The following is a 25,986-nucleotide window of genomic DNA, read 5'->3' on the forward strand; positions in this document are numbered from 1 at the left end:
GCTCGGTGGGCGCGAAATAGGGCAAAGATGTGGCGCGGCAAGACGCAACGATATTCAAAAACTGCTTAGACTACACAATACTCAAAGACAAACTTGCTGAAGAATCATCCAAAATTAGCCTGCGCAATATACTGAAGAATTTTCTACAGATAATTCTTGCCAGGAGGAACCGTTTGGCATGCCGAGAGTTGGCGTCAGCGTAAGGTCAAGCTAAGTAGGGCTGGGCGGTCCACAGCCCGCAAAGACAGGGAAGCTTCCATGAAAAAGATCATCACAGCCATCGCAGCTGGCGCCCTCACCCTCTCGATGGCAGCCTGCAACACTCCTGGCGAGCGTGCAGTCGGCGGTGCGGCTATTGGCGGTCTCGCGGGTGCGGCCATCGGTGGCGCTGCAACGGGCCGTGCAGGCGGCGCCCTTGCCGGTGCCGCGATCGGTGCGGCCGGCGGCGCGATTGTCGGCGCCGGAACGGCTCCCGCCCGTCCCGCATGCCCATACGGCACCTATCAGGACGTTTACGGCAACATCTACTGCCGCTAATCGCGCCTTCATTCGAATTTTAGGGGCCGGGACCGTTCCGGCCCCTTTTCTTTTGCTAGGACTTGCGCATACCACTCAGTCACGATGATTCAGTCGATTTGGGGCAAATTGGGTGGCGCAGGCATCGGGCTCGCGCTCGGGGGGCCGATTGGCGCGCTGCTTGGCGGCGTCGCCGGCCATGTGCTGATCGATCGTGAAGGTGCGATCTTCGGACGCCCGCCTCGCGATGTCATCTTCACCATGGGCCTGGTTGCGCTTGCAGCCAAGATGGCAAAGGCCGACGGCGTCGTTGTGGACCGCGAGGTCAAGGCGTTCGAGCAAATCATCGAAGTCCCCACCAGCGAGCATGATCGCGTCAAACGCCTGTTCGCCCTCGCCATGCAGACCTCTGACGGCTTCGAGGCCTATGCCCACCAGATCGGCGATGCCTTCAAGGACGAACCGGCTCTGCTGGAAGACGTACTCGACGGCTTGTTTCATATCGCCAAGGCGGATGGCGCCGTTCACGAGGCCGAATTCGCCTATCTGCGGGATGTGGCCACGATCTTCGCCTTCGCCCCGGTGGATTTCGAGCGCATCGCCGCGCGCCATGTGAAGCAGGCCGACGATCCTTATCTGATCCTCAAGGCCGATCGCGACATGAGCGATGACGAGGTGAAGCGTCATTATCGAAAGCTCGTGGCGGAGAACCATCCGGACCGGGAGATCGCGCGCGGCCTGCCGCCGGAAGCGGTGAAGATTGCGACGGAACGGCTGGCCGTCATCAATGCTGCTTGGGAGCGCATCGCGGCCGAGCGAAATCTCAGGTGATCGAATGAGTGCTTCCCTTTCTCCGGAAAGCTCCGCTGCCGCGAAGGTTTTCCCTTCGCCCAACCACGGGGAAAGGAAAGGCGGCCAGCGTCCCAACATGCTGATCCTGCACTACACCGGCATGCCGGATGCAGGCGAAGCGCTGCAATGGCTCTGCAATCCCATCTCTCAGGTCTCGGCCCATTATTTCGTGTTCGAGGACGGGCGCGTCATTCAGATGGTGCCGGAGACGCGTCGCGCTTGGCATGCGGGCGTCTCGTCCTGGGATGGAGAGACGGACATCAACTCCTCCTCGATCGGTATCGAGATCGCCAATCCCGGACATCCGGGTGGGCTGCCGCCCTTTCCGGATGCGCAGATCGACAGCGTGACGGCCCTGGCGGGCGATATCGTTGCCCGCTGGAAAATTCCCGCCACGCGGGTGCTCGGCCATTCCGACGTCGCCCCCGGACGCAAGCTCGATCCCGGCGAAGCATTTCCCTGGCAGCGCCTGCACGAGACCGGGATCGGCCATTGGGTGCCTCCGGCCCCGATCCGGGACGGGCGTTTCTTCTCGCGCGGTGACGAGGGCATGCCGATCGAGGCGCTGCAGGCCATGCTGGCCATGTATGGCTACAGCCAGAAGATCACCGGCGTCTTCGACAAGGATACGGAGAAGGTGGTTACGGCCTTCCAGCGCCATTTCCGACCGGAACGGGTCGACGGGGTGGCCGATGCCTCGACCATCACCACTCTCAGAGACCTCATCGCCCGCCGGCCACAAAGCGCCGCATGACAAAGAGTTAACTCGAAACCGGGCGAGAATTCCGTCACAATCCCGGTGCATGAACATCATCGCGTAAGGAAACATCGGCGTGCGTCGGGTCTGGTTCTGGTTGGTTGGCATTCTGGCGGTTGCGGGAACGGTCGGCTTCTTCCTGTGGCGTCCCGCGGGCGGCAACGCATCCGATGCGGCCTACAGGCTTGCTGCCGTCGAGCGCGGCCCAATCACGGCGAGTGTGCGCGCCACGGGCACGCTCAACCCCGTCACAACGGTTCTCGTCGGCTCCCAGCTCTCCGGACAGGTCGTTGAAATTCTCGCCGACTACAACACGCCGGTAAAGGAGGGACAGGTCGTGGCCCGTCTCTATTCCGAGCAGATCAAATCCCGCCGTGACGCCGCCCTTGCGGACCTTGCCCAGGCGAAGGCCGACCGGGATACCAAAAGCGCCCAGATCGACAAGGCGCAGTCCATGCTGCAGCGTTCCGAGGCCGTTGCGGCGGATCTTGCCGCGCAGCGTGACCGCGCCCAGGCGCAGCTTGCCGAAGCGCAGCGCAATTTCGAGCGGCAGGTCGAACTCACAACCCGGGCTGTCGGCACGCAAAACGCGCTGGACCAGGCCAAGACCCAGCTCGACATTCAGAAAGCGGCTCTGGTTTCGGCACAGGCCCAGATGGCTTCCAACAAGGCGGAAGCCACGGGTTTGAGAGCCGATATCGCTCTTGCGGAAGCTGGCGTGAAATCCGCCGAGGCCCTGATCCTTCAGCGCCAAGCGAAGCTGAGGGATATCGAGATAGATCTCGACCGCACGGATATCCGCTCACCGGTCGACGGCGTCGTGGTCAAGCGCGATATCGAGCTTGGCCAGACGGTTGCGGCCTCCCTCTCGACGCCGACGCTGTTCACCATCGCGCAGGACCTGCGGGAAATCGATATCTACGCCAATATCGACGAGGCCGATGTGGGCCGCCTCAAGCCCGAGCAGCCGGTGAGCTTCACCGTGAATGCCTATCCGAACCGTACCTTCAACGGCACGGTGCGCCTCGTCCGTCTCGGTGCACAGACCGTTCAGAACGTGGTGACTTATACGGCCGTGATCGGCGTCAAGAACCGGGATCTGGCGCTCCTGCCCGGCATGACGGCCAATCTCCAGATCGTCACGGACGAGCGCGACGATGCATTGCGCGTTCCGAACGCGGCTCTGCGTTTCCGGCCGGCAGGGACCGTCGCATCCGCCGTGAAGCTTCCTGCGCCCGATGCCCAGAACGCCAAAGCCTCAGGTCGGAGAAGGGACGCGCGTCCAACCGGAGACGAAGGGAGCGAAGGACGTGTCTATCGCCTCGGCGCTGATGGGAATCCGGAACTCGTTCCGGTTCGGCTCGGCGTGACGGATGGCAATTACACGGAAGTGCTCCGGGGCGAGCTGAAGGAAGGGACTGCGATTATCACCGGAAGCGGTGCACGCGGAGGCTCGGCGACGGATACGGATCCCGGTCGCTCCACGCCGCGTCCTCGCGCCCCGCGCATGTTCTGAGGAAAGACCGGTGGCGCTCATCGAAACACGCGGCCTGAGACGAGTCTACGATCTCGATGCGGGGCGCGTGGTCGCGCTCGATCATGTGGATCTCGATGTCGAGCAAGGCGATTTCGTCGCCGTGATGGGCCCCTCGGGTTCGGGCAAATCCACTTTCATGAATCTCATCGGGTGCTTGGATAAGCCTACCGACGGCCATTACCGACTGGCGGGCACGGCAGTCGAGACCCTCGATGCGAACGGGCTTGCGCGCCTGCGCAACCGCGAGATCGGTTTCGTCTTCCAGCAATTCAATCTGCTGCCGCGCGTCGACGCCATCGGCAATGTGGAACTGCCGATGATCTATGCCGGCACGGAGCGCAGGTCCCGTCACGAGCGCGCCCTGAATGCCCTTGGCCGTGTCGGCCTTGCCGACCGCTCGCATCATCGTCCGATGCAGCTGTCCGGTGGCCAGCAGCAGCGCGTCGCCATCGCACGGGCACTCGTGAACAACCCGAGCCTGCTTCTCGCCGACGAGCCGACCGGCGCCCTCGACAGCCGCACGGCCAAGGAAATCCTGGCGCTGTTCCAGGAGTTGAACCGCGAGGGCGTCACCATCATCCTCGTCACTCACGATGCGGATGTAGGGCGTCATGCCCGCCGCCTCGTGCGGTTCAAGGACGGACGCGTGATCGAGGATTGTCGCCAGACGCCTCTCGACGCGCGCCTGGAGGATGAAGCGGCATGAGATTGATCGAAGCCATCCGCTCCGCATTTTCGGCGATTGCCGCCAATGCTCTGCGCAGCCTGCTCACCATGCTCGGCATCGTGATCGGCGTCGCCGCTGTGATCGCCATGGTCGCCATCGGCTCTGGCGCACGCAACCTGGTGGATCAGCAGATCAGGTCGCTCGGCGCTAACCTCGCCATCGTCACGCCCGGCAACGTTACCCAGGGCGGAGCGCGCCTTGGAGCGGGTGCCGCCTCGTCTCTCACGGATGAGGATGCGGAAGCTATCCGGAAAGAAATCGACGGTGTCGTTGCGGCGGCTCCCTTCGTGCAAGGCGCGACACAGGTCGTCGCCGGCGGAAACAACTGGGGCACGCGCATCTACGGCATCGACAATGATTGGTTCGAAGCCCGTGAATGGGGCGTTGCCCAGGGGCGCAGCTTTGACTCCGAGGAAATTCGCCGCGGTGACATCGTCGTCATTCTCGGCCAGACGGTGGCGCGCAATCTGTTCGGCGAGGAAGATCCCATCGACAGGACCGTCCGTGTGCGCAACGTGCCTTTCCGAGTAATCGGCATCATGGCGGCCAAGGGTCAATCCGCCTTCGGGCAGGACCAGGATGATGTGATCTTCGTTCCTCTCGATGCCGGGCGCCGCCGCGTGATCGGGCGCAATTATGCCAAGGACAGATCGGTCGGTTCAGTCTTCGTGAAGTTCGCCAATGAGGAGGACATCGAGCCGGGCATCGAACTTATGACGCATCTCCTCAAGCAGCGGCACCGCATCATCGGCGATCAGGAAGACGACTTCTCGATCCGCAACCTGACCGAGATCGCCAACACGGCATCAGCCTCCGCCAACACTCTCTCCATGCTGCTTGCGGCGGTGGCTGCCGTCTCGCTCCTCGTCGGCGGCATCGGCATCATGAACATCATGCTGGTCTCCGTGACGGAGCGGACCAGAGAGATCGGCCTGCGACTGGCGGTCGGCGCGCGCCCGCGTGATATTCTCAGCCAGTTCCTGATCGAAGCCACGACCCTGTCCACCATCGGCGGCATCCTCGGCATCGGGCTCGGTGCAGGCGCGGCCTATTTCGTCGCCCGCCTGGCCGGGTGGCCTTCGCTGGTCTCGACGAACGCCATCGTGATCGCGGTCGGCTTCTCCGCTCTCGTCGGCATCTTCTTCGGCTTCTATCCGGCACAGCGCGCGGCAAAGCTCGATCCGATCGAGGCGTTGCGACGGGAATAGCACGACGTATTATCCGTCATTCCGGGGACGCCATAGGCGTAGCCCGGAACCCATAAGCACTTACCTTACAGAATAAGAAGCAGCGGGTGTCGTTTCACCCTACTCGTACCCGTTAGCGGCTACGGGTTTCGAGCTCCGCTGCGCGGCCCCGGAATGACGGCACCACCCTACTCCGCCGCCATCACCGTATAATGGCTCGGATCGTAGTTGAGGATCGGAGAGAGCCAGCGCTCCACTTCCGGAATGCTCATGCCCTTGCGTGCCGCGTAATCCTCCACCTGATCGCGCTCGACCTTGGCGACGCCGAAGTAATAGGCCTCCGGATGCGACAGGTAGAGGCCCGATACGGACGAGCCCGGCCACATGGCGTAGGATTCCGTCAGAGTCACGCCGATCTTGCGTTCGGCGTCGAGCAGGCTGAACAGGGCCGCCTTCTCCGTATGATCGGGCTGCGCGGGATAGCCTGGCGCCGGACGGATGCCCTGATATTCCTCACGGATCAAATCCTCATTCGTGAGCGCCTCATCCGACGCATAAGCCCAAAACTCCTTGCGCACGCGCTCATGCATGCGCTCGGCGAAGGCTTCCGCCAAGCGGTCGGCGAGCGCCTTCACCAGGATCGACTGATAGTCGTCGTTGGCGCGCTCGAATTTTTCCGCGATACGAACTTCTTCGATACCGGACGTGACAACGAAGCCGCCGACGTAATCCGCTTTGCCGCTTTCAGCCGGTGCAACGAAGTCGGACAGACATAGATTGGGTTTGCCATCGCGCTTCGAAAGCTGTTGACGCAAGCCGTGGAAGGTCGCGAGCTCCTCGCTGCGGCTTTCGCCTGTGTAGAGGCGGATATCGTCGCCGACCGTATTCGCAGGCCAGAAACCGATCACGGCTTTCGGATTGAACCAACGCTCGTCCACGAGGCGCTTCAGCATCGCCTGCGCATCCTCCCAGAGCTGACGTGCAGCCGCGCCCTGCTCTGCGTCTTCAAGGATCGCTGGGAAGCGACCCTTCAGCTCCCAGGTCTGGAAGAAAGGCGTCCAGTCAATATAGGGCACCAGCTCGGCCACGTCGTAGCTGCGGAACACGCGTGCGCCCGTAAAGGTCGGCTTCGGCGGCTGATAAGGCGCCCAGTCGATTTTCGGCTTGTTGGCCCGGGCCTTCTCCAGCGGCAAACGCTGCTTGTCGGCCTCGGAGCGTACATGAGCTTCCGCCACTTTGCGGTACTCGGCCTGAATCGTCTCGACGTAATTGCCCTTCATGTCGGGCGAGAGCAGCGAAGAGACGACACCGACCGCGCGGCTCGCATCCGTTACATAGACGGTCTGTCCCTTGCTGTAATTCGGATGGATCTTCACCGCCGTGTGGACCCGGCTCGTGGTCGCGCCGCCGATCAGAAGCGGGATGTCGAAACCTTCGCGCTCCATCTCGCTCGCCACATGGACCATCTCGTCGAGAGACGGCGTGATGAGACCCGAGAGGCCGACGATATCCACGTTCTCCTTACGCGCAGTCTCCAAAATCTTCTGCGCGGAAACCATGACGCCGAGATCGATGACCTCGTAGTTGTTGCAGGCCAGGACCACACCGACGATGTTCTTGCCGATATCGTGCACATCGCCCTTCACGGTCGCCATCAGGACCTTGCCGGCGGCGGAGCGCACAGCCGCACCCGAACCTTCCTTTTCCGCCTCCATGAAGGGCATGAGATAGGCCACAGCCTGCTTCATCACGCGGGCGGATTTCACCACCTGCGGCAGGAACATTTTACCTGCGCCGAACAGATCGCCGACCACGTTCATGCCCGCCATCAACGGACCTTCGATCACATGCAGGGGACGCTCGGCGGCAAGGCGCGCCTCTTCGGTATCCTGATCGATGAACTCGGTGATGCCGTTGACGAGCGCATGCTCCAGGCGCTTTGCGACCGGCCACGAGCGCCATTCGAGATCGGCGGTCTTGACGGCTCCTGCCCCATCGCCCTTGAAGCGCGGTGCTGCTTCGAGCAGCCGCTCCGTCGCATCGGGACGGCGGTTGAGAACAACGTCCTCGCAGAGTTCCCGCAATTCCGGATCGATCTCGTCATAGACCGCGAGCTGGCCCGCATTCACGATACCCATATCCATGCCGACCCTGATCGCATGGAACAGGAAGACCGAGTGCATGGCCTCGCGCACGGGCTCGTTGCCGCGGAAAGAGAAGGACAGGTTCGACACGCCGCCGGAGATATGCGCGTAAGGCAGCGTCTCGCGGATGATGCGTGTCGCCTCGATGAAAGCGACGCCGTATCCGTTATGCTCCTCGATGCCGGTGGCGACGGCAAAAACGTTCGGATCGAAGATGATGTCTTCCGGCGGGAATCCGATCTCTTCCGTGAGGATTTTATAGGCCCGCGCACAGATTTCGACCTTGCGCTCCAGCGTGTCCGCCTGCCCCTTCTCGTCGAACGCCATCACGACGACGGCGGCGCCATAGGAGCGACAGATCTTCGCGTGTTCGATGAAGGATTCGACGCCCTCCTTCATGGAGATCGAGTTCACGATGGCCTTGCCCTGAATGCATTTCAGTCCGGCCTCGATGACGTGGAACTTGGAGGAATCCACCATCACCGGCACGCGCGCGATATCGGGCTCGGCAGCGACGAGATTGAGGAACTCGACCATCGCCTTCTCGGAATCGAGAAGTCCCTCGTCCATATTGACGTCGATCACCTGCGCGCCATTGGCCACCTGATCACGGGCCACATCGAGAGCCGCCGCGTAGTCGTTATTGGTGATGAGCTTGCGGAATTTGGCGGAGCCCGTGACATTCGTGCGCTCGCCCACATTCACGAAAGGAATGTCGGAAGTGAGGACGAACGGCTCGAGACCAGAAAGCCGCATCATCGGCTTGAGCGCCGGCAGCTGGCGCGGAGCCTTTCCAGCAACGGCTCCAGCGATGGCGCGAATGTGGTCCGGAGTCGTGCCGCAGCAGCCGCCGACCACGTTGACGAGGCCCGCATCAGCAAACTCGGCGAGCATGTTCGCCGTCGCTTCAGGACGCTCGTCATAGAGGCCGAACTCGTTCGGCAGACCCGCGTTCGGATAGGCGCAGACGAAGGTATCGGCCACCTTGCCGATTTCCTGGATATGCGCCCGCATCTCCCGCGCACCGAGCGCGCAGTTAAGGCCGATGGAAAACGGTTCCGCATGGCGCACGGAATGCCAGAAGGCCGTGGGCGTCTGCCCAGACAATGTACGTCCTGAAAGGTCCGTGATCGTGCCGGAAATCATGACCGGCAGCTTCACGCCCTTCTCGATGAAGACCTGATGCGTCGCGACGATGGCGGCCTTGGCGTTCAGGGTATCGAAGATCGTCTCGATGAGAATGATCTCCGAGCCGCCGTCGATCAGTCCCCTCACCTGCTCGGCATAGGCATCGCGCACCTCGTCGAACAACACTGCGCGATAACCCGGGTTGTTCACATCCGGCGAGATCGAGAGGGTACGGTTCGTCGGGCCGATGGCGCCCGCCACGAAACGGCGTCGGCCGTCTTCCTTCTCCGCGATCAATGCCGCCTCGCGAGCAAGGCGCGAACCTTCGAAATTCAGCTCGTAGACGATGGCTTCCATGCCATAATCGGCCTGGGCGATGGAGGTACCGGAAAAGGTGTTGGTCTCAACGATGTCGGCGCCGGCGCGGAAATAATCCAGATGGACATTCCGCACCGCGTCGGGCTGGGTAAGGATGAGGAGGTCGTTGTTGCCCTTGACGTCCTGTTTCCAATCCTTGAAGCGCTGCCCACGAAAATCCTCTTCCGAGAAACGCGACCGCTGAAGCTCCGTCCCCATCGCGCCGTCGAGCACGAGGATGCGCTTGGACGCGGCTTCGCGAAGCGCCTTCAGAACTTCGGCGCCATCGGCGAGACAAGGAGGAAACGTCGTCATCTTCTTTTTCTTTCGTCTCGGCCGGTTTTCTTTCGGCCATCCACGCCGTCCAGCGCAGCTATACAAAATGCCCGGGCTAGGCCGGGCATGATCCGAACTTACGCGGCGACCCTATCGGCTTGCTCACGCAGCCCGAGCAAGTGGCAGATCGCATAGACAAGGTCGGCGCGGTTCATTGTGTAGAAGTGGAATTCGCTGACACCGCGATCGACGAGGTCGATCACCTGCTCGGCAGCGACGGCGGCCGCGATCAGCTTGCGGGTCTCCACATCAGTGTCCAACCCTTCGAAGCGGGCGGCCAGCCAATCTGGAACGCTCGCGCCGGTCTTGGCAGCAAAATTCGCCGTCTGCTTGAAGTTCTGCACCGGCACGATGCCCGGCACGATGGGGATGTCGATGCCACGCGCGCGGACACGGTCGAGATAGCGGAAGTAAAGGTCGTTATCGAAGAAGAACTGGGTGATGGCGCGGTCCGCACCGCAATCGACCTTTTCCTTGAGCACATCGATATCCGCATCGAGCGACGATGCCTCGGGATGCTTCTCGGGATAGGCGGAGACGGAGACCTCGAAATCGCCGATGGCCTTGATGCCTGCCACGAGATCGCAGGTTTTCTTGTAACCGTCGGCATGCGGTTCATAGGCCGTGCCGAGCCCGCCGACCGGATCGCCGCGTAGCGCGACCACATGACGAACGCCAGCCTCCCAATAGGAATGCACGACATTGTCTACCTCATCTTTCGCTGCAGCCACGCAGGTGAGATGAGCGGCAGGCTTCAGATGAGTCTCCCGCACGAGACGCGAAACCGTTGCGTGCGTGCGTTCACGGGTGGAACCGCCGGCGCCGTAGGTCACGGACACGAATTGCGGATTGAGAGGAGCCAGCCGCTCAATGGACGACCAGAGAGTCGCCTCCATTTCGGCCGTCTTCGGCGGAAAGAACTCGAAGGAAACCTTGATCGGAAAAGAAGCCTGGCGGCTCGGGCGCAACGCTAAGGGCGACATCAGGCAACCTCTCTGTCGGATGCGGCCAAGGGCCAGTCGGTCGCGGCGCGCCGATCCTGGCCAAGCCAAAGGGAAACGATCAGTTGCTCATCGCCCTTCTTCGATGGGGCGATCTCCCGATTGAGAGTGCAGTCGAGCCCGGCCTCGTCGAGCCAGCCGGCAACCTGTTCGGGTGCGAATCCAAGCCGGCGATGGGCCTGAGCCTCGCGCAGGAATTCAAGATTGTGCGGAGCGAAATCGACCACGAGGATGCGCCCGCCCGGGGCGACGAGGCGAGCGGCCTCACGGATCGCCCGTGCAGGATCGTCCAGATAATGCAATACCTGATGGATCACGACGAGATCGAAGGTGTTGCGCGGGAAAGGCGGCGCATAAATGTCGCCCTGCCGCAGCTCGATCCGCGGCAACCCTGCCTTTTCCAGATTGGCACGGGCGACCGAGAGCATGGCATGGCTGGCGTCGAGTCCAACCGTCCTCGAGGCGCGCGGAGCGAGAAGCTGGAGCATTCGCCCGGTGCCGGTGCCGAGATCCACGAGATCGCGGATCGGTTTCGGCCCGAGAGCGTCCAGGACGGCGGCCTCGACCACCGCCTCGGGAGCGTGAAGGGAGCGCAGGCGGTCCCATTCCGGAGCGAGCCGCGAGAAGAAGGCCTGCGCGGCTTGAGAGCGCTGGGCGCGCACGGTCTCCAGACGCGTCCGATCCTCCAGCAATTGCGGATCGGAACGGTCGAGATTGTCCAGCATCGGGCGCAGGATGGGCGAAGCCGCGCCGTGATCCATCAGCCGGAAGAAAGCCCAGGCCCCTTCCCGGTGCCGCTCCACGAGCCCCGCTTCGACCAACAGCTTCAGATGCCTGGAAATGCGGGGCTGAGACTGGCCCAGAATATCTGTCAGATCGGAAACCGAGAGCTCTCCTTCGATCAACAGCGCAAGGATCCGCAGGCGCGTTTCCTCGGCAGCCGCCCGGAGGATGCTGAGGGTCAAATCCAACGATGGAGCTGCTTTCTCGGCCATATCAAATTACGATCTCACATATAAAGATATGTTTATATTCGTTTTGACAAAACAACAAGAGCATGAGCGAGATTTTGTGCCGTCCTTGGCGGGCGGGCCTGCGGCATCTTCCCCACCAACTCTCTGGAGAATTCCGGTTCTGACGGGAGTTCTGGCTCCGGAAACGGCTATGGGACGAGTGGGATCAGCCAAGGCGATGGGGTAGTGACGCCACGGTCAGATCGGCTCTGGGCCTCATCTCCCAGGCAATGAGCGGAACGGAAAGGCTCCCGCTCCTCAGCGCCTCACCCTGGCGCGACCTGCTGCGAGAACCAAAAGAAGCACAGCCCCCGAAATGAACCAAGCCGCGATGCTGATCGGCTCGCGATTGAGAACCGACGCGATGACCAAGGTGACAAAGGTCTGCAATAACTGGACTTGGCTCACATGCGCGATGCCGCCAAGGGCAAGGCCCGCATTCCAGGCGAAGAAACCGAGATACTGGCTCATGAACGTCACGTAGGCGAACCCGATCCAGCTCCAGACCGGGACCGTTGCCGGCGCATCCGGCATAAGCCAAAGGGCGACGGGAACCGTTACTGGCAAGGCCACCACGAGAACCCAGGAAATGACCTCCCAGCCGGCAAGGCCGGCACGGACCAGCTTGGCGGAGAGCACATAGCCCAGCGCCGATGCCGCTACCGCGCCCAGGAGGAAGATATCGCCCTGTCTCAAACCTCCATCGCCTTCGAGAAAGGCGAATCCCGTGACAAGGGCAGCGCCAGCAACTGCCGCCACCCAGAAGGCTCCACTTGGTCGTTCGCCCGCGATCAGGGCGCTGATCACGGACGTGACCAGCGGCAGGATTCCCAGCACCACACCGCCATGCGATGCAGGCACGGTCTGCATGGCAAGACCGGTGAAGCCCGGGAAGCCCCCGACAAGACATAAGGCGACGAGAGCGAGCGTGCCGAGCTGCTTCCGGTTAGGCCACGGCTTGTGCAGGGCAAGCAATGTCGCGCCCGCGAAAAGCCCCGCGAGCGCCGCGCGTCCCGCCGTGACGAAAAGCGGGCTGAGATGTTCGACGGCGAGATGCGTGAAGGGCAGAGTCCCGGCAAAGATGCACATGCCGACGAAGCCCAGAAGCAGGCCAGATGTTTCCCGAGACATGAAGGCCCTTCTAGCGGAAGGGCGGCTCGTCGAAGCTGCGCAACTTCCTTGAATGGAGAGAAGTACGCTGATCTCTTAGAATATCGAGCGCCGCAAGGCCAATCATCAGGTGTTCGCCTACGGCACGCTCGTAGAAGGCGTTCGCGGCCCCCGGCAGCTTGATCTCGCCATGCAGCGGCTTGTCCGACACGCAGAGCAGCGTGCCGTAAGGAACGCGAAGGCGGTAACCCTGCGCGGCGATGGTGCCGCTTTCCATATCGACAGCAATGGCGCGCGACAGGTTGATCTGCCGTCGCTCCAGGCTCCAGCGAAGCTCCCAGTTGCGATCGTCATAGGTCACGACGGTGCCCGTGCGCAGGCGCCGCTTCAGCTCCTCGCCGCGTTCACCGGTGACCCGGGCGGCAGCCTCCTGCAGGGCCACCTGAACCTCCGCCAGGGCCGGGATCGGAATTTCGGGCGGCACGGCATTGTCGAGGATACGGTCGCGGCGAAGATAACCATGCGCGAGCACATAATCACCGATGGTCTGGGATTGGCGCAGGCCGCCGCAATGGCCCACCATGAGCCAGCAATGGGGACGCAGCACGGCCAGATGGTCCGTGATATTCTTCGCATTCGACGGGCCGACGCCGATATTGACGAGGGTTACCCCATGCCCGTCGCGATGGATGAGGTGATAGGCCGGCATCTGGAAGCGATGCCAGGGCGATGAGCCGATCAACTCCGCAACCGCATCCTCCTCGAGCCCGCTCTCGATGGTGATACCGCCAGGTAAAATCAGCTTTTCGAACGGGCTCTTGGGATTGGCAAGCTCGCTCACGGCCCAACGGACGAACTGATCCACATAACGATGATAATTGGTTAGAAGGATCCAAGGTTGAACCGAGCGCCAATCGCTGCCGGTGTAATGGACGAGGCGGCGCAGGGAATAATCCGTGCGTGCCGCATCGAACAGCGAAAGCGGACGCGGCTCGTTCTCGTTGAACTCCCAGGTCCCGTCAGCGATTTCGTCACCGACCTTGGCAAGGAGAGGCGTCGGAAAAAACTGGGCGAGTTCGGCAGCGGAATGTGCCCCCCGGCCGAGTTCGTCGCCACGCTCGAAGATGTAGGGATAGGGAATTTCCTGGTCGCTGACACCCGCCTCGATGGTCACGCCGTAATCGCGCACGAGGTATCTCAACTGCTCCAGCAGGTGGCTCTTGAAGAAGGCCGGTTGCGTGATGGTCGTCGCGTAGACACCGGGCCCCTGCAATTTGGCATAGGCCCGTTGCTTGACCGGCGGCAGGGAGGTCGCCTTGTAGACGACGCGCAGTTCCGGATAGCGAAAGCGCGCCCGCTCGTTCGGAGTCGGCGGAGTCTTGTGGGCAAAGAAACGCTCCAGCGCGTGGCGCTGCGCTTCAATGGCATCGTCATAAAGTCGGATGAGCTTTTCGACGGCTTCTTCGGGTGAGGCTACGGAATGAAAGGTCTGGATTTGATCAGCAGGCACTTTGACGTCTCTCACAAGGTCTAGTGCCTCAAAGGTCATACACTGTTTCAGTCAGGAACCCAACTGTCTTGATGAGAACCACCCTGAAGGAGGAAAGCCGGTCAGAAGGCCAGCTTCTCGCCCTGCCAGTCGAAGAAGCCGCCGCTGTCGTCCATCGTCAGGCGATCGACCAGCGCCACAAGCCCCGCGGCGCTCTGGTCGGCCGAGATATCGGCGGAGGAGCCTCCCATATCTGTCCGCACCCAACCGGGATGAACGGAGACCGCGACGATGTCGTCTTCCGCAAGGTCAGTCGCAAGGCCCTGCATCACCTTGTTCACGGCGGCCTTGGACGCCCGATAGGCGATCCGGTCCGACTTTGCGTAAGACAGGGAGCCCATGCGGCTGCTGATGGTGACGATCCTGGCTTGTTTCGAGCGCCGAAGCTGCGGCAGGAAAGCCTGGATCACCCGCAGCGGCCCCAGTGTATTGACCTTCAGCGTGTCGAGAAACCCGTCGAAGTCCATATCGAGCGTCGATTGCCGTTTGGGGCCGATGATGCCGGCATTATTGATCAGCACGTCGATAGGCTCGTCGACCGATCTTGCCGCATTGGCGATGGATGCTTCATCGAGCACGTCGAGCTTGAGCAGCCTAAGCCGGCCGCTCTCCTCGTATGTTCGCCATTCGGCAGGCCCCTGACCGGGATCGCGAAGGGTGCCGATCACGCGATCCCCACGGCTCAACAGGACGCGGGCAAGTTCCTGCCCGATGCCGCGTCCCACGCCCGTGATCAGGTAAGTTGCCATGAGGCCGATTACCGCGAGAACTTCTTGTACTTGATGCGATGCGGGATGGTGGAATCCACCCCGAGACGGCGCTTCTTGTCCTCTTCGTAATCGGCGAAGTTGCCTTCGAACCATTCCACGTGGCTGTCGCCCTCGAAGGCGAGGATGTGGGTAGCGATGCGGTCGAGGAACCAGCGATCGTGGCTGATGATGACGGCGCAACCGGCATAATCCTCCAGCGCTTCTTCGAGCGCACGAAGGGTATCCACGTCGAGATCGTTGGTCGGCTCGTCGAGGAGAAGCACATTCGCGCCCGACTTCAGGATCTTGGCGAGGTGCACGCGATTGCGCTCACCGCCCGAGAGCACGCCGACCTTCTTCTGCTGATCCGCGCCCTTGAAGTTGAAGGCTCCGCAATAGGCACGAGCATTGATCTCACGCTTGCCAAGATAAAGGATTTCGTTACCGCCGGAGATTTCCTCGTAGAGGGTCTTGTTGGGGTCGAGCGAGTCGCGGCTCTGGTCGACATAGCCGAGCTTGACGCTCTCGCCGATCTGAATCGCTCCCTCGTCCGGCTGCTCCTGGCCCGTGATCATGCGGAACAGGGTCGTCTTACCGGCGCCGTTCGGGCCGATGATGCCGACGATGCCACCGGGCGGGAGCTTGAAGGACAGGCCGTCAATGAGCAGCTTGTCGCCGAAGGCCTTTTTCAGGCCGTCGAACTCGATGACGTTGTTGCCCAGGCGTTCGGCAATAGGAATGATGATCTGCGCGGTCGTCGGCCCCTTCTCGGCAGCCTTCGCGACGAGATCCTCATACCGCTGGATACGGGCCTTGGACTTGGCCTGACGGGCCTTCGGCGAGGCAGAGACCCATTCGCGCTCGCGCTCGATGGTGCGCTTATGTGCCTCATCCTCACGGCCCTCCTGCTCCAGACGCTTCTGCTTCTGTTCGAGCCAGGAGGAGTAATTGCCCTCGTAAGGAATGCCACGGCCACGGTCGAGTTCGAGAATCCAGCCCGTCACGTTGTCGAGGAAGTAACGGTCGTGGGTCACGATCAGGATCGCGCCGGGATAGCTGCGCAGGTGACCTTCGAGCCATCCGGTCGTCTCTGCGTCGAGATGGTTGGTCGGCTCGTCGAGAAGAAGCAGTTCAGGCTGCTCCAGAAGCAGCTTGCAGAGCGCCACGCGACGGCGTTCGCCGCCCGAGAGCTTGTCCACGGCCCAGTCGTCCGGCGGGCAGCGCAGGGCGTCCATGGCCTGATCGACCTGCGAATCCAGGTCCCACAGGCCTTTCGCCTCGATCTCGTCCTGGAGGCGGGTCATCTCGTCCGCCGTCTCGTCCGAGTAATTCATGGCGAGTTCGTTGTAGCGGTCGAGGATCGCCTTCTTGGCGGCGACGCCTTCCATGACGTTCTCGCGTACGGTCTTCGACGGATCGAGCTGTGGCTCCTGCGGCAGGTAGCCGACGCGCGCGCCCTCGGCCACCCAGCCCTCGCCGGAGTAATCCGTGTCGATGCCCGCCATGATGCGCAGAAGCGTCGATTTACCGGCGCCGTTGACGCCGAGCACGCCGATCTTGGCATCGGGGTAGAAGGACAGATGAACATTGTCCAAGACCTTCTTGCCGCTCGAGTAGGTCTTGGTGAGGCCACGCATGTGGTAAATGAACTGACGGGACACGGGAAAAGCCCTGCTGAAGAGGTTCGCGTTGAAGGAGTTGGGCGTCAGTTAGCAGGGGCGGCCTGCCGGAGCAAGGCGGGGAGTGACGCCTGGGCTCTCTTGCGATCATGACGGCAGCGGAAACCCGTGCGGCTTGCCCCTCCCGCGTCATCGACGGCCTTCTTAGGCGGAGGCCGTGTGTTGCGGCGGGCCTCCCGTCGAGTGAGCCTGCAGCTCTCTCACGAGACCGTGTTCCGGCTCTGCCACCTGCGACGCCTCGCGAGCGCGCCCCTCGGTGAGCCGGGACTGCTTCCGATATAGCCAAGGTTGGCGGCCCTGCCAAGAACAAATAGAGAACATTGAGCAGTTCATTCTCTTATCGGCCGAAGGAGAGCTGCAAAAGAAATGTACTTCAGAAACTTCGGGCCTGTCTGCAAGGTGCATTAGCGCACTTGAAGCGGCAGCTCCGCCTCCCAATTCTCTGCCTCAACGTAATTTTATCCAGACGAGGTAAGACATGGATTATATCATCAACAAAAAGCTCACATTGGCAGCTGTAATTCTTGGAGGAGACAGCATCAATGTCTTGCATGATTCAGGGCTCACAACAGATGATAAGCCATGCGTCAAAAGTATTGGAAGCAACAATCTCATCCAAGTTTATGGCTATCTGAATTCTCAAAATAACACTGCAGTCATCTTAGGCAATGGTTGCAAGATATGGAACGCAGGAACAATTTTCGGGAAAACAGGCGCTATTCAGATTGGCGAAATGCGAGACGGTGAAGGTATCCATAATACCGGGTCCATTACGTCTTCCGAGGGAACCGGGATTTTTGGAACGGGGTTGCTCTCAATTCAAAATGGTACTGCCAGCGAAGGAGGTGCTCAGATCTCGGGCAAAGATTTTGGGATCAATTTCACCAATGGTTTCGGCAGCGACAAAAAACTGACTGTCGCTAATTACGGAACAATATCGGGCGGCATCGCTATCCAAGGATCAGCATCGAACGATGAGATTTATAATGTTGGCACTATCCAATGCACGGGCTCGAGCGGCATTGCGATTTCCCTGGGAGATGGTGCGGATCTCTATAAAGGACTGACGGGAACTGTCTCCGGCCTTATCGATATGGGGGCGGGCAATGACACCGTTGAAGTGGGTAAAGCCAACGAATATATCGACGGAGGCGCTGACATGGATACGGTGAAATTCACCGGCAAGCGCTCAGACTACACCATAACGAAGGATAGCTACGGCTATTTCGCCGTGCAAGATAACCGCGGTGCAAGCGGCGATGGCACCGACCATATCAAGAACGTTGAACGGTTTGAGTTCAAAGATGGCACCGTCACCGCTGATGATCTGATCCCGAGCACCACACCAGGCGGCGACACTGGCGGGGGCGGCACCGGAGGCGGGTCTGGCGGCAGCACTGGCGGTGGAACTGGTGGTACTGGAGGCGGCACCGGAGGTGGGACTGGAGGAGGAAGCACGGGCACGCCCGGCACCTCGACCCCGGGTCAGGTCCTGATCGGCACCAAGGCCAAGAATACACTGGTGGGCGGTGCCGCTGACGACAAGCTCTACGGCAAGTATGGCAATGACAAGCTCACGGGCGGGGCCGGTCACGACGTGTTCGTCTTCGACACCAAGCTCGGCACCGCCAGCACCGACCGCAAGGTGAACTTCGACACGATCACGGACTTCCACGTGGGCGAAGACAAGATCTGGCTCGACAATGCCATCTTCAAGAAGCTCGGCAAGGCCGGCTCACCCAATGCGCCGGCGGCCCTGAAGAGCGCGTTCTTTCATGTCGGCAGCAAGGCGCACGACAAGAACGACTACCTCAACTACAACCCTAAGACCGGCATCGTCACTTATGACGCGGATGGTAACGGCCACAAGTACAAGCCCATCGAGATCATGAAGATCGCCAACAAGGCTCTGCTCTCGGCAACAGACTTCCTCGTCATGTAACCGACACCGCATCGGTCATTCCAATATAGTGTCGGAAAAGCTTGGGATCCGTGAGCGTTGCGCACGGATCACTCGCTCGTTTCCAATCCATATCGGAAACAGCAAAAGCGTGGGTCAAAGCCCGAACGGATAAGTCTCGGGCATCCCTTCCCCGTGCGACGTGGTGAGCGGCGTGACGGCCTTGGTTTCCTCGAACCAGACGAAGGCATCGAACTGCTCGGGCAGGATAGCCTCGAAATAGTGGCTGTAGAGCTCCGTCTCCGGCCGATAGATCACCCCGATGGCGCGCTCCAGACGGGGCCGGGAGAGAGCGCCCCTGAGATGGAGCCGGCTGCTCGCGCGCCAATCGGTGAGAAAGCGACCCAGCCCGGCATCCCGAAAGATCCGTTCGTGACTGTCCGGTCGTGCCGGGCGCACATCCTTGATTTCCATGGGGGCATCCCAGTCGCTCGCCGCGGCCACCGTGCCGCGATCCGTCCCGAAGCCGACAAGAACCGCCCGGTCCTCATAAGCCGTGCGGCAGAGCTCGCCGATATTGAACTCCCCCTGCCAGCCCATCGCCGTCGCGGAGGCATTGCCGATGTGGGAATTGTGGGCCCAGACGACCACCTTGGCATGGCTCCTATTGGTCAGGAGGCTCTGGAGCGTACCGAACATATGCCGGTCGCGCAGGTTCCAGGATTCCGTCGCGCCTTCATACATGATCCGATAATAATGCTCCGCCGCATGGACGATCTTGGCGTTCTGGACAGCGTCGAAAAACTCCTCCCGGCCATTGGCCTTCAGGTAGTCGAGCCTGTTGTTCAGCATCGCCTGGAGCTGGGCGAGCAGGGCCTGATCGCAAGATCTTTTCCGGCCGGTCAGAACGGCCTTGCCGTATCGGGCAGGATCGGACTGCCAGGGGCTCAGGCAGCCATAGCGCGCCCTCGCCTCCTGAGCCGCCTCGGAATCGACCCTGTCGAGATAATCCAGAACCGCGCGGATGGAGGTGTTGAGGCTGTAGATATCGAGCCCGCGGAACTCGGCCCGTTCCTGCTCTGGACGATCCCTGTTGAAATCGCGCATCCAGTTGACGAAATCGGCCACCTCCTCGTTGCGCCACATCCATGTGGGGAAACGCTCGAATGCCACGTCCTCCGTCTGTGGGATGGACCTGTGCCGTACATAAGCATCGACTTTAGCCGCATCCGGCCAATCGGCCTCGACGGCGACGATGGTGAATCCGTGCCGCTCGATAAGCCGCCGCGTGATCGCGGCTCGGGCCCGGTAGAATTCGGAAGTCCCATGGGTCGCCTCGCCGAGAAGCACGACCTTGGCATCGGCGAAGCGGTCGAACATCGCACCGAAGGCCTCGGCATCGTCCACGGCCGGTAGAGGCTCCCCATGCGCACGAACGATCCCGATGGCTTCGTTGAGCGTGGCGTCGTTCTCACCCCGTTTCCACGAAAGCCCGACCATGGTTCCACCTCATGAAGGCGAAGCCGGGCGGCAGAACCTGCAGCCGCGGACCGCCCTTCACTAACGGCAGGCGTGGTTCTCCTGTTCCGGCGTCAGAGCCCTCTGACGAGGCCGCCATCGACGAGGATATTCTGGCCCGTGATGTATCCAGCATCGTCGGATAGGAGGAAGGCCGCCGTCTTCGCCACCTCTTCGACCGTGCCATATCGGCCCATGGGAATGCGGGCCGTACGCTCGGCCTTTTCGGGCAGGCTGTCGATGAAGCCCGGCAGCAGATTGTTCATGCGGATGCCAGCCTTGGCATAGCGGTCGGCATAGAGTTTGGTGAAGGAGGCAAGCGCCGTACGCAGCGCCGCAGAGATGGGAAAGTCCGGATCCGGCTCGAAAGCCGCGAAGCTCGATATGTTGACGATGGAGCCCTTCCCCGCCTTCTCCATGACAGGCGTGACGAGGCGGGCCATGCGCACCGTGTTCATGAGGACCACGTCGAGCCCCGTATGCCAATCCGCATCGGGAATGGCGAGAAGATCGCCCTTCGGCGGGTGCCCGGTATGGTTCACCACGGCATCGATGCGGCCGAAGCGCTCAAGGGCAAGCTGGACGAGGCGCTCGAGATCCGCGGGCTCGGTCACGGACCCCTGCACGGCAAGGGCATCCGTTTCACGGGCGATCTCCTGCAAGCCCTCCGAACGCGCAAACAGCGCGAGACGGTAGCCGCGTGCGTGCAGCTCCCTGGCAATGGCCGCTCCCATTCCCTTGCTGGCAGCGGTGACGATGGCGACTGGGTTCATGGTGTCTCCGTTTCGGCGTCGGAGAGACCCTACAACTCTCAGACCATTTCCGCCATCATGGCGGCAAAGGCTTCCTCCGCGGCCAGAACCGTCGTCATCTGCACCGTATGGGCGAAGCGATAGGGCTCGCCGTAGATCGTCTCGTCCGGGAATTCCGTGATCAGGGTCAGCGGCGTCGGATGCCGATCCTCCGCTGTCAACAGAGCGGGCACCCCGTTGATAATCTCGTAGGGCGTGCCGCCGGTATGAATCGAGCAGATCTCAATCTGGCGACGGTTGAACTCAACGAGCCCCGGAATGGCCGCAAGCCTCTTCGTCACGGCCTCAACCAGGAACCGTGCGCGCTCAGCCCAGGACGGATGATGCCGCAGGATCAGGAAGAAGCCTTTCGGGATGGTCCAAAGCTCGAAGCCGCGCGGCAGGTAACCAGTGAAGGGCCGCGTCCATTCATGCGCCGGATAGCCGTGGAGATTGACGTGCAGTTGCGCGCCCGACAGCTCCAGTGCCTTGAGGCGAGCGCCGATCTCGGCGGTAGGACGCTCGCGGCCGAACTCGACGTCGCAGCCGAGCGAGGTGTAGCGCGCCGCGTGGTGCATGTGACGCGGATTGCTCTCGCAGAGGCGCCCGTGCAGCGCATAGCCGTCGGGATTCTCAACGGGGATGAAGGCGATATTCGCATCCGGATCGGCAAGCAGCTGGCGCATCGCCCGCAGCGCGCCGACAGGCGCGGAGGTTTCGTTGGCATGCTGCCCTGAACTGACGAGGACAGCTGGCCGGGGCCCGGCGCGATAAAGTCCACGGATGGGACGTCCCTCATGGGAGCGGCCCTCGAACCGCTCGCCCGGCAGGTTCAAGAATTCCCGCTCGATCTGCGCCAAACTCGGCGCGGCATCGGCGGTTTCGAGATTCTGCTCGGGCCGGGCCGGATCCTGCGGAGGGCCGAAGGGGCGCAGTTCCAGCCGCACATGGGCATCGCCCTCGCCCGCGCGAATATCCGGCACGATCTGTCCCGGCTGCACGCCGCGATCCTCGGGCGGGCGGCCCGACTTGTGCTTGAAGAATTCGAGCAGAGAGAAATAGAAATCCTCGTGCAGCGCCTCGCGCGTGCTCATGACCTCGTCGCCATAGGGCAGCACGCGCTCGATGCCGGACATCGCCACGTCGATGGCGATGGTTTCCGCATAAGGCTCTTCCGCCGGCCATTGGTGGGCGGCAATGGCGGCCATCACCTTGTCGAACACGCTTTCCGCCTCGGTCTCCACCGCATTATCGATGTCGGGTGCGCCACCGGGGCGCTTCGTCACCTTGAGCCAGCCCGTCGGCGTCAAGTCGGTCTCATCGACATGGTTTTTCCGAAGGCGGTTCGGCGCGAAAACCTGATGTTCGGCGATACGCCCGTCGCGATATTCAGCGGTTACGCGATAGGTGAGATTCGCCCCGCCCGCCTCGAATTGCGTCTCGACGCCATCGAGCAAAGCGGCCAGCGGATAGGCCTCCGAGAGAAACCGCAAGGGCTTGGCCTCGGCATGGACGGGATAGCGCAGGGTGAAGCGCTTGAGGTCGCGCGTGTCGATGTCTTCAAGCACCGCGTGAAGCAGCGGCTTGTAGGCGCTACGCAGACGGGCCTCGATGCCGGCGCGTGCAAACGCCTTTTCCGCCGCGCGCCGAGCCGCCTCATCCTCGAACAGCCATGCCTCGAGGCTAGCGCCGCGATGCTCTTCCCTAGCCCAGTCGCGCACGAGACCATCGAGGGTACGTGGAATGCGCGTGTCCAGCAAAACGGTCATTTTCCAGTCTGTCCTGTCGGGTCCAACAGATCGCGCAGCCAATCGCCCAACAGATTGAGGCCGAGCACGGTGAACATGATGGCGAGGCCCGGAAAGACGCTGACCCACCAAGCCGTCTGAAGATAGGTTCGCCCATCCGCCAGCATGCCGCCCCAGCTCGGGATCAGCGGATCGACGCCCAGACCGATGAAGGTCAGACTGCTTTCCAACAGGATGTTGTTCGCCACGTTGAGCGTCATCAGGATGACGATGGGGCCGAGCACATTGGGGAAAATATGCGTGAAGATGATGCGCCCGTTCCCCACGCCGATGGCGCGGGCGGAAAGAATGAACTCTCGCTCGCGCAGGGCAAGCACGGAGCCGCGCACAAGACGCGCATATTGTACCCATTGCGCGACGATCATGAAGAAGATCACCTTATCGACGCCCGTACCGAGGATGGCGAGGAACATGATGGCTACAAGGATGAAGGGCAGCGCGAGCTGAATATCGGCGAAACGCATCAGCAGGATTTCCGCGATGCCGCGGTAATAGCCGGCGACAAGGCCGATGAGCGTGCCGAGAGTGACTGCGCCGAGCATCGAAAGCAGGCCGACCGTCAGCGAGATCTTGCCGCCTACCACAACGCGCGCCAACATGTCCCGCCCGAGCGGGTCCGTGCCGAGGATATGAGCCGGATTCTGAAACGGCGGCACCAGACGCGCCATAAGGTCCATGCTCTCGCCGCCATCCGGGAACAGCATGGGGGAAAGCAACACGGCAAGACTCATGCCGCCCGCCAGAAGAATGCCGAGGATGAATTCGAGCGACCGGAAGTGCCGCCGGCTTGAAGATATGGCTTGAGCTGCCGCCATTCGCGTCACTCCGTCCGGATGCGCGGATCGATCAGCCCATAGGCGATATCGACCAGAATGTTGATGAAGACGATGAACAGCGCCAGCACCGTGATGGAGCCCTGAAGCACCGGGTAATCCCGGGCCGAAATCGCGTCGAAGGCCAGCGTACCCATGCCGGGCCAGTTGAACACCCGCTCCACGATGACGATGCTGCCGATCAGACCGCCAAACTGGAGGCCGATATAGGTCACGAGCGGAATGGCGGAATTCCGCAGCGCATGCTTGTATAGCACCACCCAATCCTTGAGGCCCTTCGAGCGGGCCACCATGATGTATTGCTGCGAGAGCGTCTCCAGCATCGAGGTGCGCACGAGCCTGACATTCGTGGCGGTGAGAATGATCGCCATCGTCAACGCGGGCATGACGAAGCTCTGCGGTCCCTCCATGCCGCTCGGCGGAAGGAGGCCGAGCGTGATGGAGAAGAACAGCACCATCATGATCGCGAGCCAGAAATTCGGAAACGACAGGCCGACAAGCGACAGGATGCGGATCAGCTGATCCGGCCAGCGTCCGCGCTTCACCGCCGCATAGACTCCGAGTGGAACCGAAAATGCAATCGACGTCAGAAGCGACGCGAAGGCGAGAAGCAGCGTTGCTGGAAGCGCCTGGCCAATCAGCTTCGCTACGGGCGTTCCGCCCATGAAGCTGCGACCGAAATCGCCCACCAGAATGCCTTTGAGGAAGCTGAAATACTGGACGAAGAACGGACGCTCGAGGCCGAGCGCCTTGCGGATATTCTGCAGATCCTGCTCCGTGACGCTGCCCGCGCCGGTGAGCATGATAGCCGGATCGCCCGACAACCTGACCGCAAACGACACGATCAGGGTAACCGCCAGGACCACGAAGACGGCTTGCAACAGCCGCTTGAGGATGAAGCCCGCCATTTCGTGATCCTGTTTCCTATTGCTTTTCTAGATTAGTCCACCGTCACGTCCGTGAACCGGAAGCGGCGATCTGCCGGAGCGACGAAGTTCTTCACGCGCTTGTTGACGCCCAGAACAGTGTTTTCGTTGTAGAGCGGAATTTCGAGCGCCTGATCGGCCACGTAGCGCGCGACCTCCTGAAGGACCTTCTCACGTGCCTTCACGTCATAGATCTTGCGCTGGCTTTCCAGAAGCTCGTCGAGCTTCTTGTCGTTGCCATAAGGATTCCACTTCTCGCCCGTGTGATACATTAGGTAGGCGGTGTTGTCGTAGTCGAAGGTCCAGCCGCCCCAGGCGTTGTGCCAGGCTTCGCCCGTCTTGCCGTTCGGAATGATGTCGTTGAGGAGAACCGCAGGCTCATAGGGCTGGACCGACGGCTTCAGGCCGAGCGCCTGGAAATAGCCAGCAGCAGCCTGCGCGACTTCGCGGAAGGTCGCGTCATTGCCACGGAAGTCGATCTTGATCGGCGCGCCCGGCTGGACACCCGCCTGCTGCAGCATCTGCTTGGCCTTGGCGAGGTCGAAAGGCACCGGTTTCAGGTTCGGGTCATAGCCGAAGGACAGTTCCGACTGGAAGCTCGCGATGGGCTTCGCATGGCCGAGCAGCACCGCCTTGATGATTGCCTCGCGGTCGACCGCCATGTTGAGCGCCTTGCGGACGTTCAAATCCTTTGTAATGCCGTCGCGGGTGTTGAGGCGAAGGGCCACGACCGTCGGGCCGGTGATGCTGACGAGCTGAAGGTTGGACGCCTGCTGAACGGTTGGCGCGAGGCCGAACGGTATGAGGGTCGCGATGTCGATGCGGCCTGCCTGCAATTCGGCGATCTGCGTGTTCGCTTCCGCGATCATGCGATAGACGACCTTGTCGAGCTTCGGCGCGCCGCCCCAATGCTCGGGGAAGGCTTCAAGGGTCAGATTAACCTTCGGATTGTACTCGGCGAACTTGAAGGGACCGGTACCGACGGGATGAGTGTTGAAATACTCGTCACCCTTTTCCTGAATGTATTTCGGCGGCACGATCATCGCGCCATATCCAGCGAGTTTGGTGAGAAGCACCGGGTCGGGCTGCTTCATCACGAAATCGACCGTGTTGTCGTCGACGATCTCCACGTGATCGATGGAGTTGTAGTTCGACTGCTGCGGCCCCTTCTTGCCTTCGTCACCGAGCAGGCGGTCGAAGGTGAACTTCACGGCCGCCGCGTTGAAGGGCTCGCCATTGTGGAACTTGACGTTCTGGCGCAGCTTGAAACGGATGCGAGCGTTGTTGTCGAGAAGCTCCCAGCTCGTTGCGAGACCGGGCTGCAACTTCATGTCCGGCCCGCGCGAAGTCAGACCGTCATAGATGTTCGTCGCGGCAGAGGCCCACGGCACCAGGAAGGTGTCGATGGGATCCCAGCTGCCGGGATCGATGGTCAGGCCGACCGTCAAGGTACCGGCGGCCTGTGCGCTCGGAGCGGCCATCGGCGCCGCCAAGGCGGCGGCCGTGAAGCCGAGCGCCGTCAAAAATTTCGAAAACGTCATGTTTTCTGTCCCCTCTTTGAGAGTTGT

Annotated in this window: 20 protein-coding genes; 7 read left to right on the plus strand and 13 right to left on the minus strand. The window is 61.6% G+C overall.

The window, feature by feature from the left end:
- Positions 1 to 258: 258 nt before the first annotated feature.
- From AB4Y97_RS04310 to AB4Y97_RS04335, 6 genes are all read left to right on the plus strand, one after another.
- Positions 259 to 537 (plus strand): hypothetical protein, encoded by a 279-nt coding sequence (locus tag AB4Y97_RS04310; RefSeq protein ID WP_227384516.1) that lies wholly within the window; start codon positions 259 to 261, stop codon positions 535 to 537.
- Between the two features lie 84 nt (positions 538 to 621).
- Positions 622 to 1,347 (plus strand): TerB family tellurite resistance protein, encoded by a 726-nt coding sequence (locus tag AB4Y97_RS04315; protein ID WP_441997782.1) that lies wholly within the window; start codon positions 622 to 624, stop codon positions 1,345 to 1,347.
- A gap of 4 nt (positions 1,348 to 1,351) precedes the next feature.
- Entirely contained in the window at positions 1,352 to 2,122 is a 771-nt protein-coding gene (locus tag AB4Y97_RS04320) for an N-acetylmuramoyl-L-alanine amidase (RefSeq protein ID WP_441997783.1), read from the plus strand.
- Between the two features lie 79 nt (positions 2,123 to 2,201).
- Entirely contained in the window at positions 2,202 to 3,641 is a 1,440-nt protein-coding gene (locus AB4Y97_RS04325) for an efflux RND transporter periplasmic adaptor subunit (protein WP_441997784.1), read from the plus strand.
- A gap of 10 nt (positions 3,642 to 3,651) precedes the next feature.
- Complete coding sequence (locus AB4Y97_RS04330) at positions 3,652 to 4,368, plus strand: ABC transporter ATP-binding protein (RefSeq protein ID WP_441997785.1); 717 nt, start codon at positions 3,652 to 3,654, stop codon at positions 4,366 to 4,368.
- Positions 4,365 to 5,597: an ABC transporter permease gene (locus tag AB4Y97_RS04335; RefSeq protein WP_441997786.1), complete on the plus strand. Its 1,233-nt coding sequence runs from the start codon at positions 4,365 to 4,367 to the stop codon at positions 5,595 to 5,597. The genes AB4Y97_RS04330 and AB4Y97_RS04335 overlap by 4 nt, the downstream gene beginning before the upstream one ends.
- A 167-nt stretch (positions 5,598 to 5,764) precedes the next feature.
- Here the strand turns inward: AB4Y97_RS04335 and metH are convergent, their stop codons facing one another.
- The 7 genes from metH to ettA all read right to left on the minus strand — a co-directional run bounded on the left by metH (position 5,765) and on the right by ettA (position 16,624).
- Complete coding sequence (gene metH / locus AB4Y97_RS04340; protein WP_441997787.1) at positions 5,765 to 9,520, minus strand: methionine synthase; 3,756 nt, start codon at positions 9,518 to 9,520, stop codon at positions 5,765 to 5,767.
- Between the two features lie 98 nt (positions 9,521 to 9,618).
- Positions 9,619 to 10,524 carry a methylenetetrahydrofolate reductase [NAD(P)H] gene (gene metF / locus AB4Y97_RS04345; RefSeq protein ID WP_441997788.1) on the minus strand — a complete coding sequence of 302 codons (906 nt, stop codon included), beginning with the start codon at positions 10,522 to 10,524 and terminating at the stop codon, positions 9,619 to 9,621.
- Positions 10,524 to 11,537 carry an ArsR/SmtB family transcription factor gene (locus tag AB4Y97_RS04350; protein ID WP_441997789.1) on the minus strand — a complete coding sequence of 338 codons (1,014 nt, stop codon included), beginning with the start codon at positions 11,535 to 11,537 and terminating at the stop codon, positions 10,524 to 10,526. Before AB4Y97_RS04350 ends, metF begins: the two co-directional genes overlap by 1 nt.
- A gap of 276 nt (positions 11,538 to 11,813) precedes the next feature.
- Positions 11,814 to 12,686, minus strand: a complete 873-nt coding sequence (locus AB4Y97_RS04355; RefSeq protein WP_441997790.1) for a DMT family transporter — start codon at positions 12,684 to 12,686, stop codon at positions 11,814 to 11,816.
- Positions 12,687 to 12,696: 10 nt separating this feature from the next.
- Positions 12,697 to 14,175: an AMP nucleosidase gene (locus AB4Y97_RS04360; protein WP_441997791.1), complete on the minus strand. Its 1,479-nt coding sequence runs from the start codon at positions 14,173 to 14,175 to the stop codon at positions 12,697 to 12,699.
- Positions 14,176 to 14,276: 101 nt separating this feature from the next.
- Complete coding sequence (locus tag AB4Y97_RS04365) at positions 14,277 to 14,963, minus strand: SDR family oxidoreductase (RefSeq protein WP_441997792.1); 687 nt, start codon at positions 14,961 to 14,963, stop codon at positions 14,277 to 14,279.
- Positions 14,964 to 14,971: 8 nt separating this feature from the next.
- A complete protein-coding gene (gene ettA / locus AB4Y97_RS04370) occupies positions 14,972 to 16,624 on the minus strand; it encodes an energy-dependent translational throttle protein EttA (protein ID WP_441997793.1) in 1,653 nt (550 codons plus the stop codon).
- A gap of 496 nt (positions 16,625 to 17,120) precedes the next feature.
- Here ettA and AB4Y97_RS04375 point away from each other — a divergent pair, with 496 nt between their 5' ends.
- On the plus strand, positions 17,121 to 18,584 hold the full coding sequence (locus AB4Y97_RS04375; protein ID WP_441997794.1) for a hypothetical protein: 1,464 nt from the start codon (positions 17,121 to 17,123) through the stop codon (positions 18,582 to 18,584).
- A gap of 114 nt (positions 18,585 to 18,698) precedes the next feature.
- Here the strand turns inward: AB4Y97_RS04375 and AB4Y97_RS04380 are convergent, their stop codons facing one another.
- The 6 genes from AB4Y97_RS04380 to AB4Y97_RS04405 all read right to left on the minus strand — a co-directional run bounded on the left by AB4Y97_RS04380 (position 18,699) and on the right by AB4Y97_RS04405 (position 25,959).
- The gene (locus tag AB4Y97_RS04380) at positions 18,699 to 20,042 is read right to left on the minus strand and encodes an erythromycin esterase family protein (RefSeq protein ID WP_441997795.1); all 1,344 of its coding nucleotides are present in this window, start codon (positions 20,040 to 20,042) and stop codon (positions 18,699 to 18,701) included.
- A gap of 92 nt (positions 20,043 to 20,134) precedes the next feature.
- A complete protein-coding gene (locus tag AB4Y97_RS04385; RefSeq protein ID WP_441997796.1) occupies positions 20,135 to 20,833 on the minus strand; it encodes an SDR family oxidoreductase in 699 nt (232 codons plus the stop codon).
- Positions 20,834 to 20,871: 38 nt separating this feature from the next.
- Positions 20,872 to 22,620: a M14 family zinc carboxypeptidase gene (locus AB4Y97_RS04390; RefSeq protein ID WP_441997797.1), complete on the minus strand. Its 1,749-nt coding sequence runs from the start codon at positions 22,618 to 22,620 to the stop codon at positions 20,872 to 20,874.
- Positions 22,617 to 23,474 carry an ABC transporter permease gene (locus AB4Y97_RS04395; RefSeq protein WP_441997798.1) on the minus strand — a complete coding sequence of 286 codons (858 nt, stop codon included), beginning with the start codon at positions 23,472 to 23,474 and terminating at the stop codon, positions 22,617 to 22,619. The genes AB4Y97_RS04390 and AB4Y97_RS04395 overlap by 4 nt, the downstream gene beginning before the upstream one ends.
- Before the next feature lie 5 nt (positions 23,475 to 23,479).
- On the minus strand, positions 23,480 to 24,400 hold the full coding sequence (locus AB4Y97_RS04400) for an ABC transporter permease (protein ID WP_441997799.1): 921 nt from the start codon (positions 24,398 to 24,400) through the stop codon (positions 23,480 to 23,482).
- Positions 24,401 to 24,432: 32 nt separating this feature from the next.
- The gene (locus tag AB4Y97_RS04405; RefSeq protein WP_441997800.1) at positions 24,433 to 25,959 is read right to left on the minus strand and encodes an ABC transporter substrate-binding protein; all 1,527 of its coding nucleotides are present in this window, start codon (positions 25,957 to 25,959) and stop codon (positions 24,433 to 24,435) included.
- Between the last annotated feature and the right edge of the window lie 27 nt (positions 25,960 to 25,986).

It is taken from the genome of Microvirga sp. 2TAF3 (genome assembly GCF_052114965.1).
In the GTDB taxonomy this organism is placed as follows: Bacteria; Pseudomonadota; Alphaproteobacteria; order Rhizobiales; family Beijerinckiaceae; genus Microvirga.

What these genes read in the sequence shown, in the direction of transcription:
- AB4Y97_RS04335 (WP_441997786.1), top strand. Translation starts at nt 4,365, where the DNA reads ATGAGATTGATCGAAGCCATCCGCTCCGCATTTTCGGCGATTGCCGCC.
- AB4Y97_RS04405 (WP_441997800.1), bottom strand. Translation starts at nt 25,959, where the DNA reads ATGACGTTTTCGAAATTTTTGACGGCGCTCGGCTTCACGGCCGCCGCC.
- AB4Y97_RS04350 (WP_441997789.1), bottom strand. Translation starts at nt 11,537, where the DNA reads ATGGCCGAGAAAGCAGCTCCATCGTTGGATTTGACCCTCAGCATCCTC.
- AB4Y97_RS04355 (WP_441997790.1), bottom strand. Translation starts at nt 12,686, where the DNA reads ATGTCTCGGGAAACATCTGGCCTGCTTCTGGGCTTCGTCGGCATGTGC.
- metF (WP_441997788.1), bottom strand. Translation starts at nt 10,524, where the DNA reads ATGTCGCCCTTAGCGTTGCGCCCGAGCCGCCAGGCTTCTTTTCCGATC.
- AB4Y97_RS04365 (WP_441997792.1), bottom strand. Translation starts at nt 14,963, where the DNA reads ATGGCAACTTACCTGATCACGGGCGTGGGACGCGGCATCGGGCAGGAA.
- AB4Y97_RS04400 (WP_441997799.1), bottom strand. Translation starts at nt 24,400, where the DNA reads ATGGCGGGCTTCATCCTCAAGCGGCTGTTGCAAGCCGTCTTCGTGGTC.
- AB4Y97_RS04375 (WP_441997794.1), top strand. Translation starts at nt 17,121, where the DNA reads ATGGATTATATCATCAACAAAAAGCTCACATTGGCAGCTGTAATTCTT.
- AB4Y97_RS04395 (WP_441997798.1), bottom strand. Translation starts at nt 23,474, where the DNA reads ATGGCGGCAGCTCAAGCCATATCTTCAAGCCGGCGGCACTTCCGGTCG.
- metH (WP_441997787.1), bottom strand. Translation starts at nt 9,520, where the DNA reads ATGACGACGTTTCCTCCTTGTCTCGCCGATGGCGCCGAAGTTCTGAAG.
- AB4Y97_RS04390 (WP_441997797.1), bottom strand. Translation starts at nt 22,620, where the DNA reads ATGACCGTTTTGCTGGACACGCGCATTCCACGTACCCTCGATGGTCTC.
- AB4Y97_RS04315 (WP_441997782.1), top strand. Translation starts at nt 622, where the DNA reads ATGATTCAGTCGATTTGGGGCAAATTGGGTGGCGCAGGCATCGGGCTC.
- AB4Y97_RS04320 (WP_441997783.1), top strand. Translation starts at nt 1,352, where the DNA reads ATGAGTGCTTCCCTTTCTCCGGAAAGCTCCGCTGCCGCGAAGGTTTTC.
- AB4Y97_RS04385 (WP_441997796.1), bottom strand. Translation starts at nt 20,833, where the DNA reads ATGAACCCAGTCGCCATCGTCACCGCTGCCAGCAAGGGAATGGGAGCG.
- AB4Y97_RS04380 (WP_441997795.1), bottom strand. Translation starts at nt 20,042, where the DNA reads ATGGTCGGGCTTTCGTGGAAACGGGGTGAGAACGACGCCACGCTCAAC.
- AB4Y97_RS04310 (WP_227384516.1), top strand. Translation starts at nt 259, where the DNA reads ATGAAAAAGATCATCACAGCCATCGCAGCTGGCGCCCTCACCCTCTCG.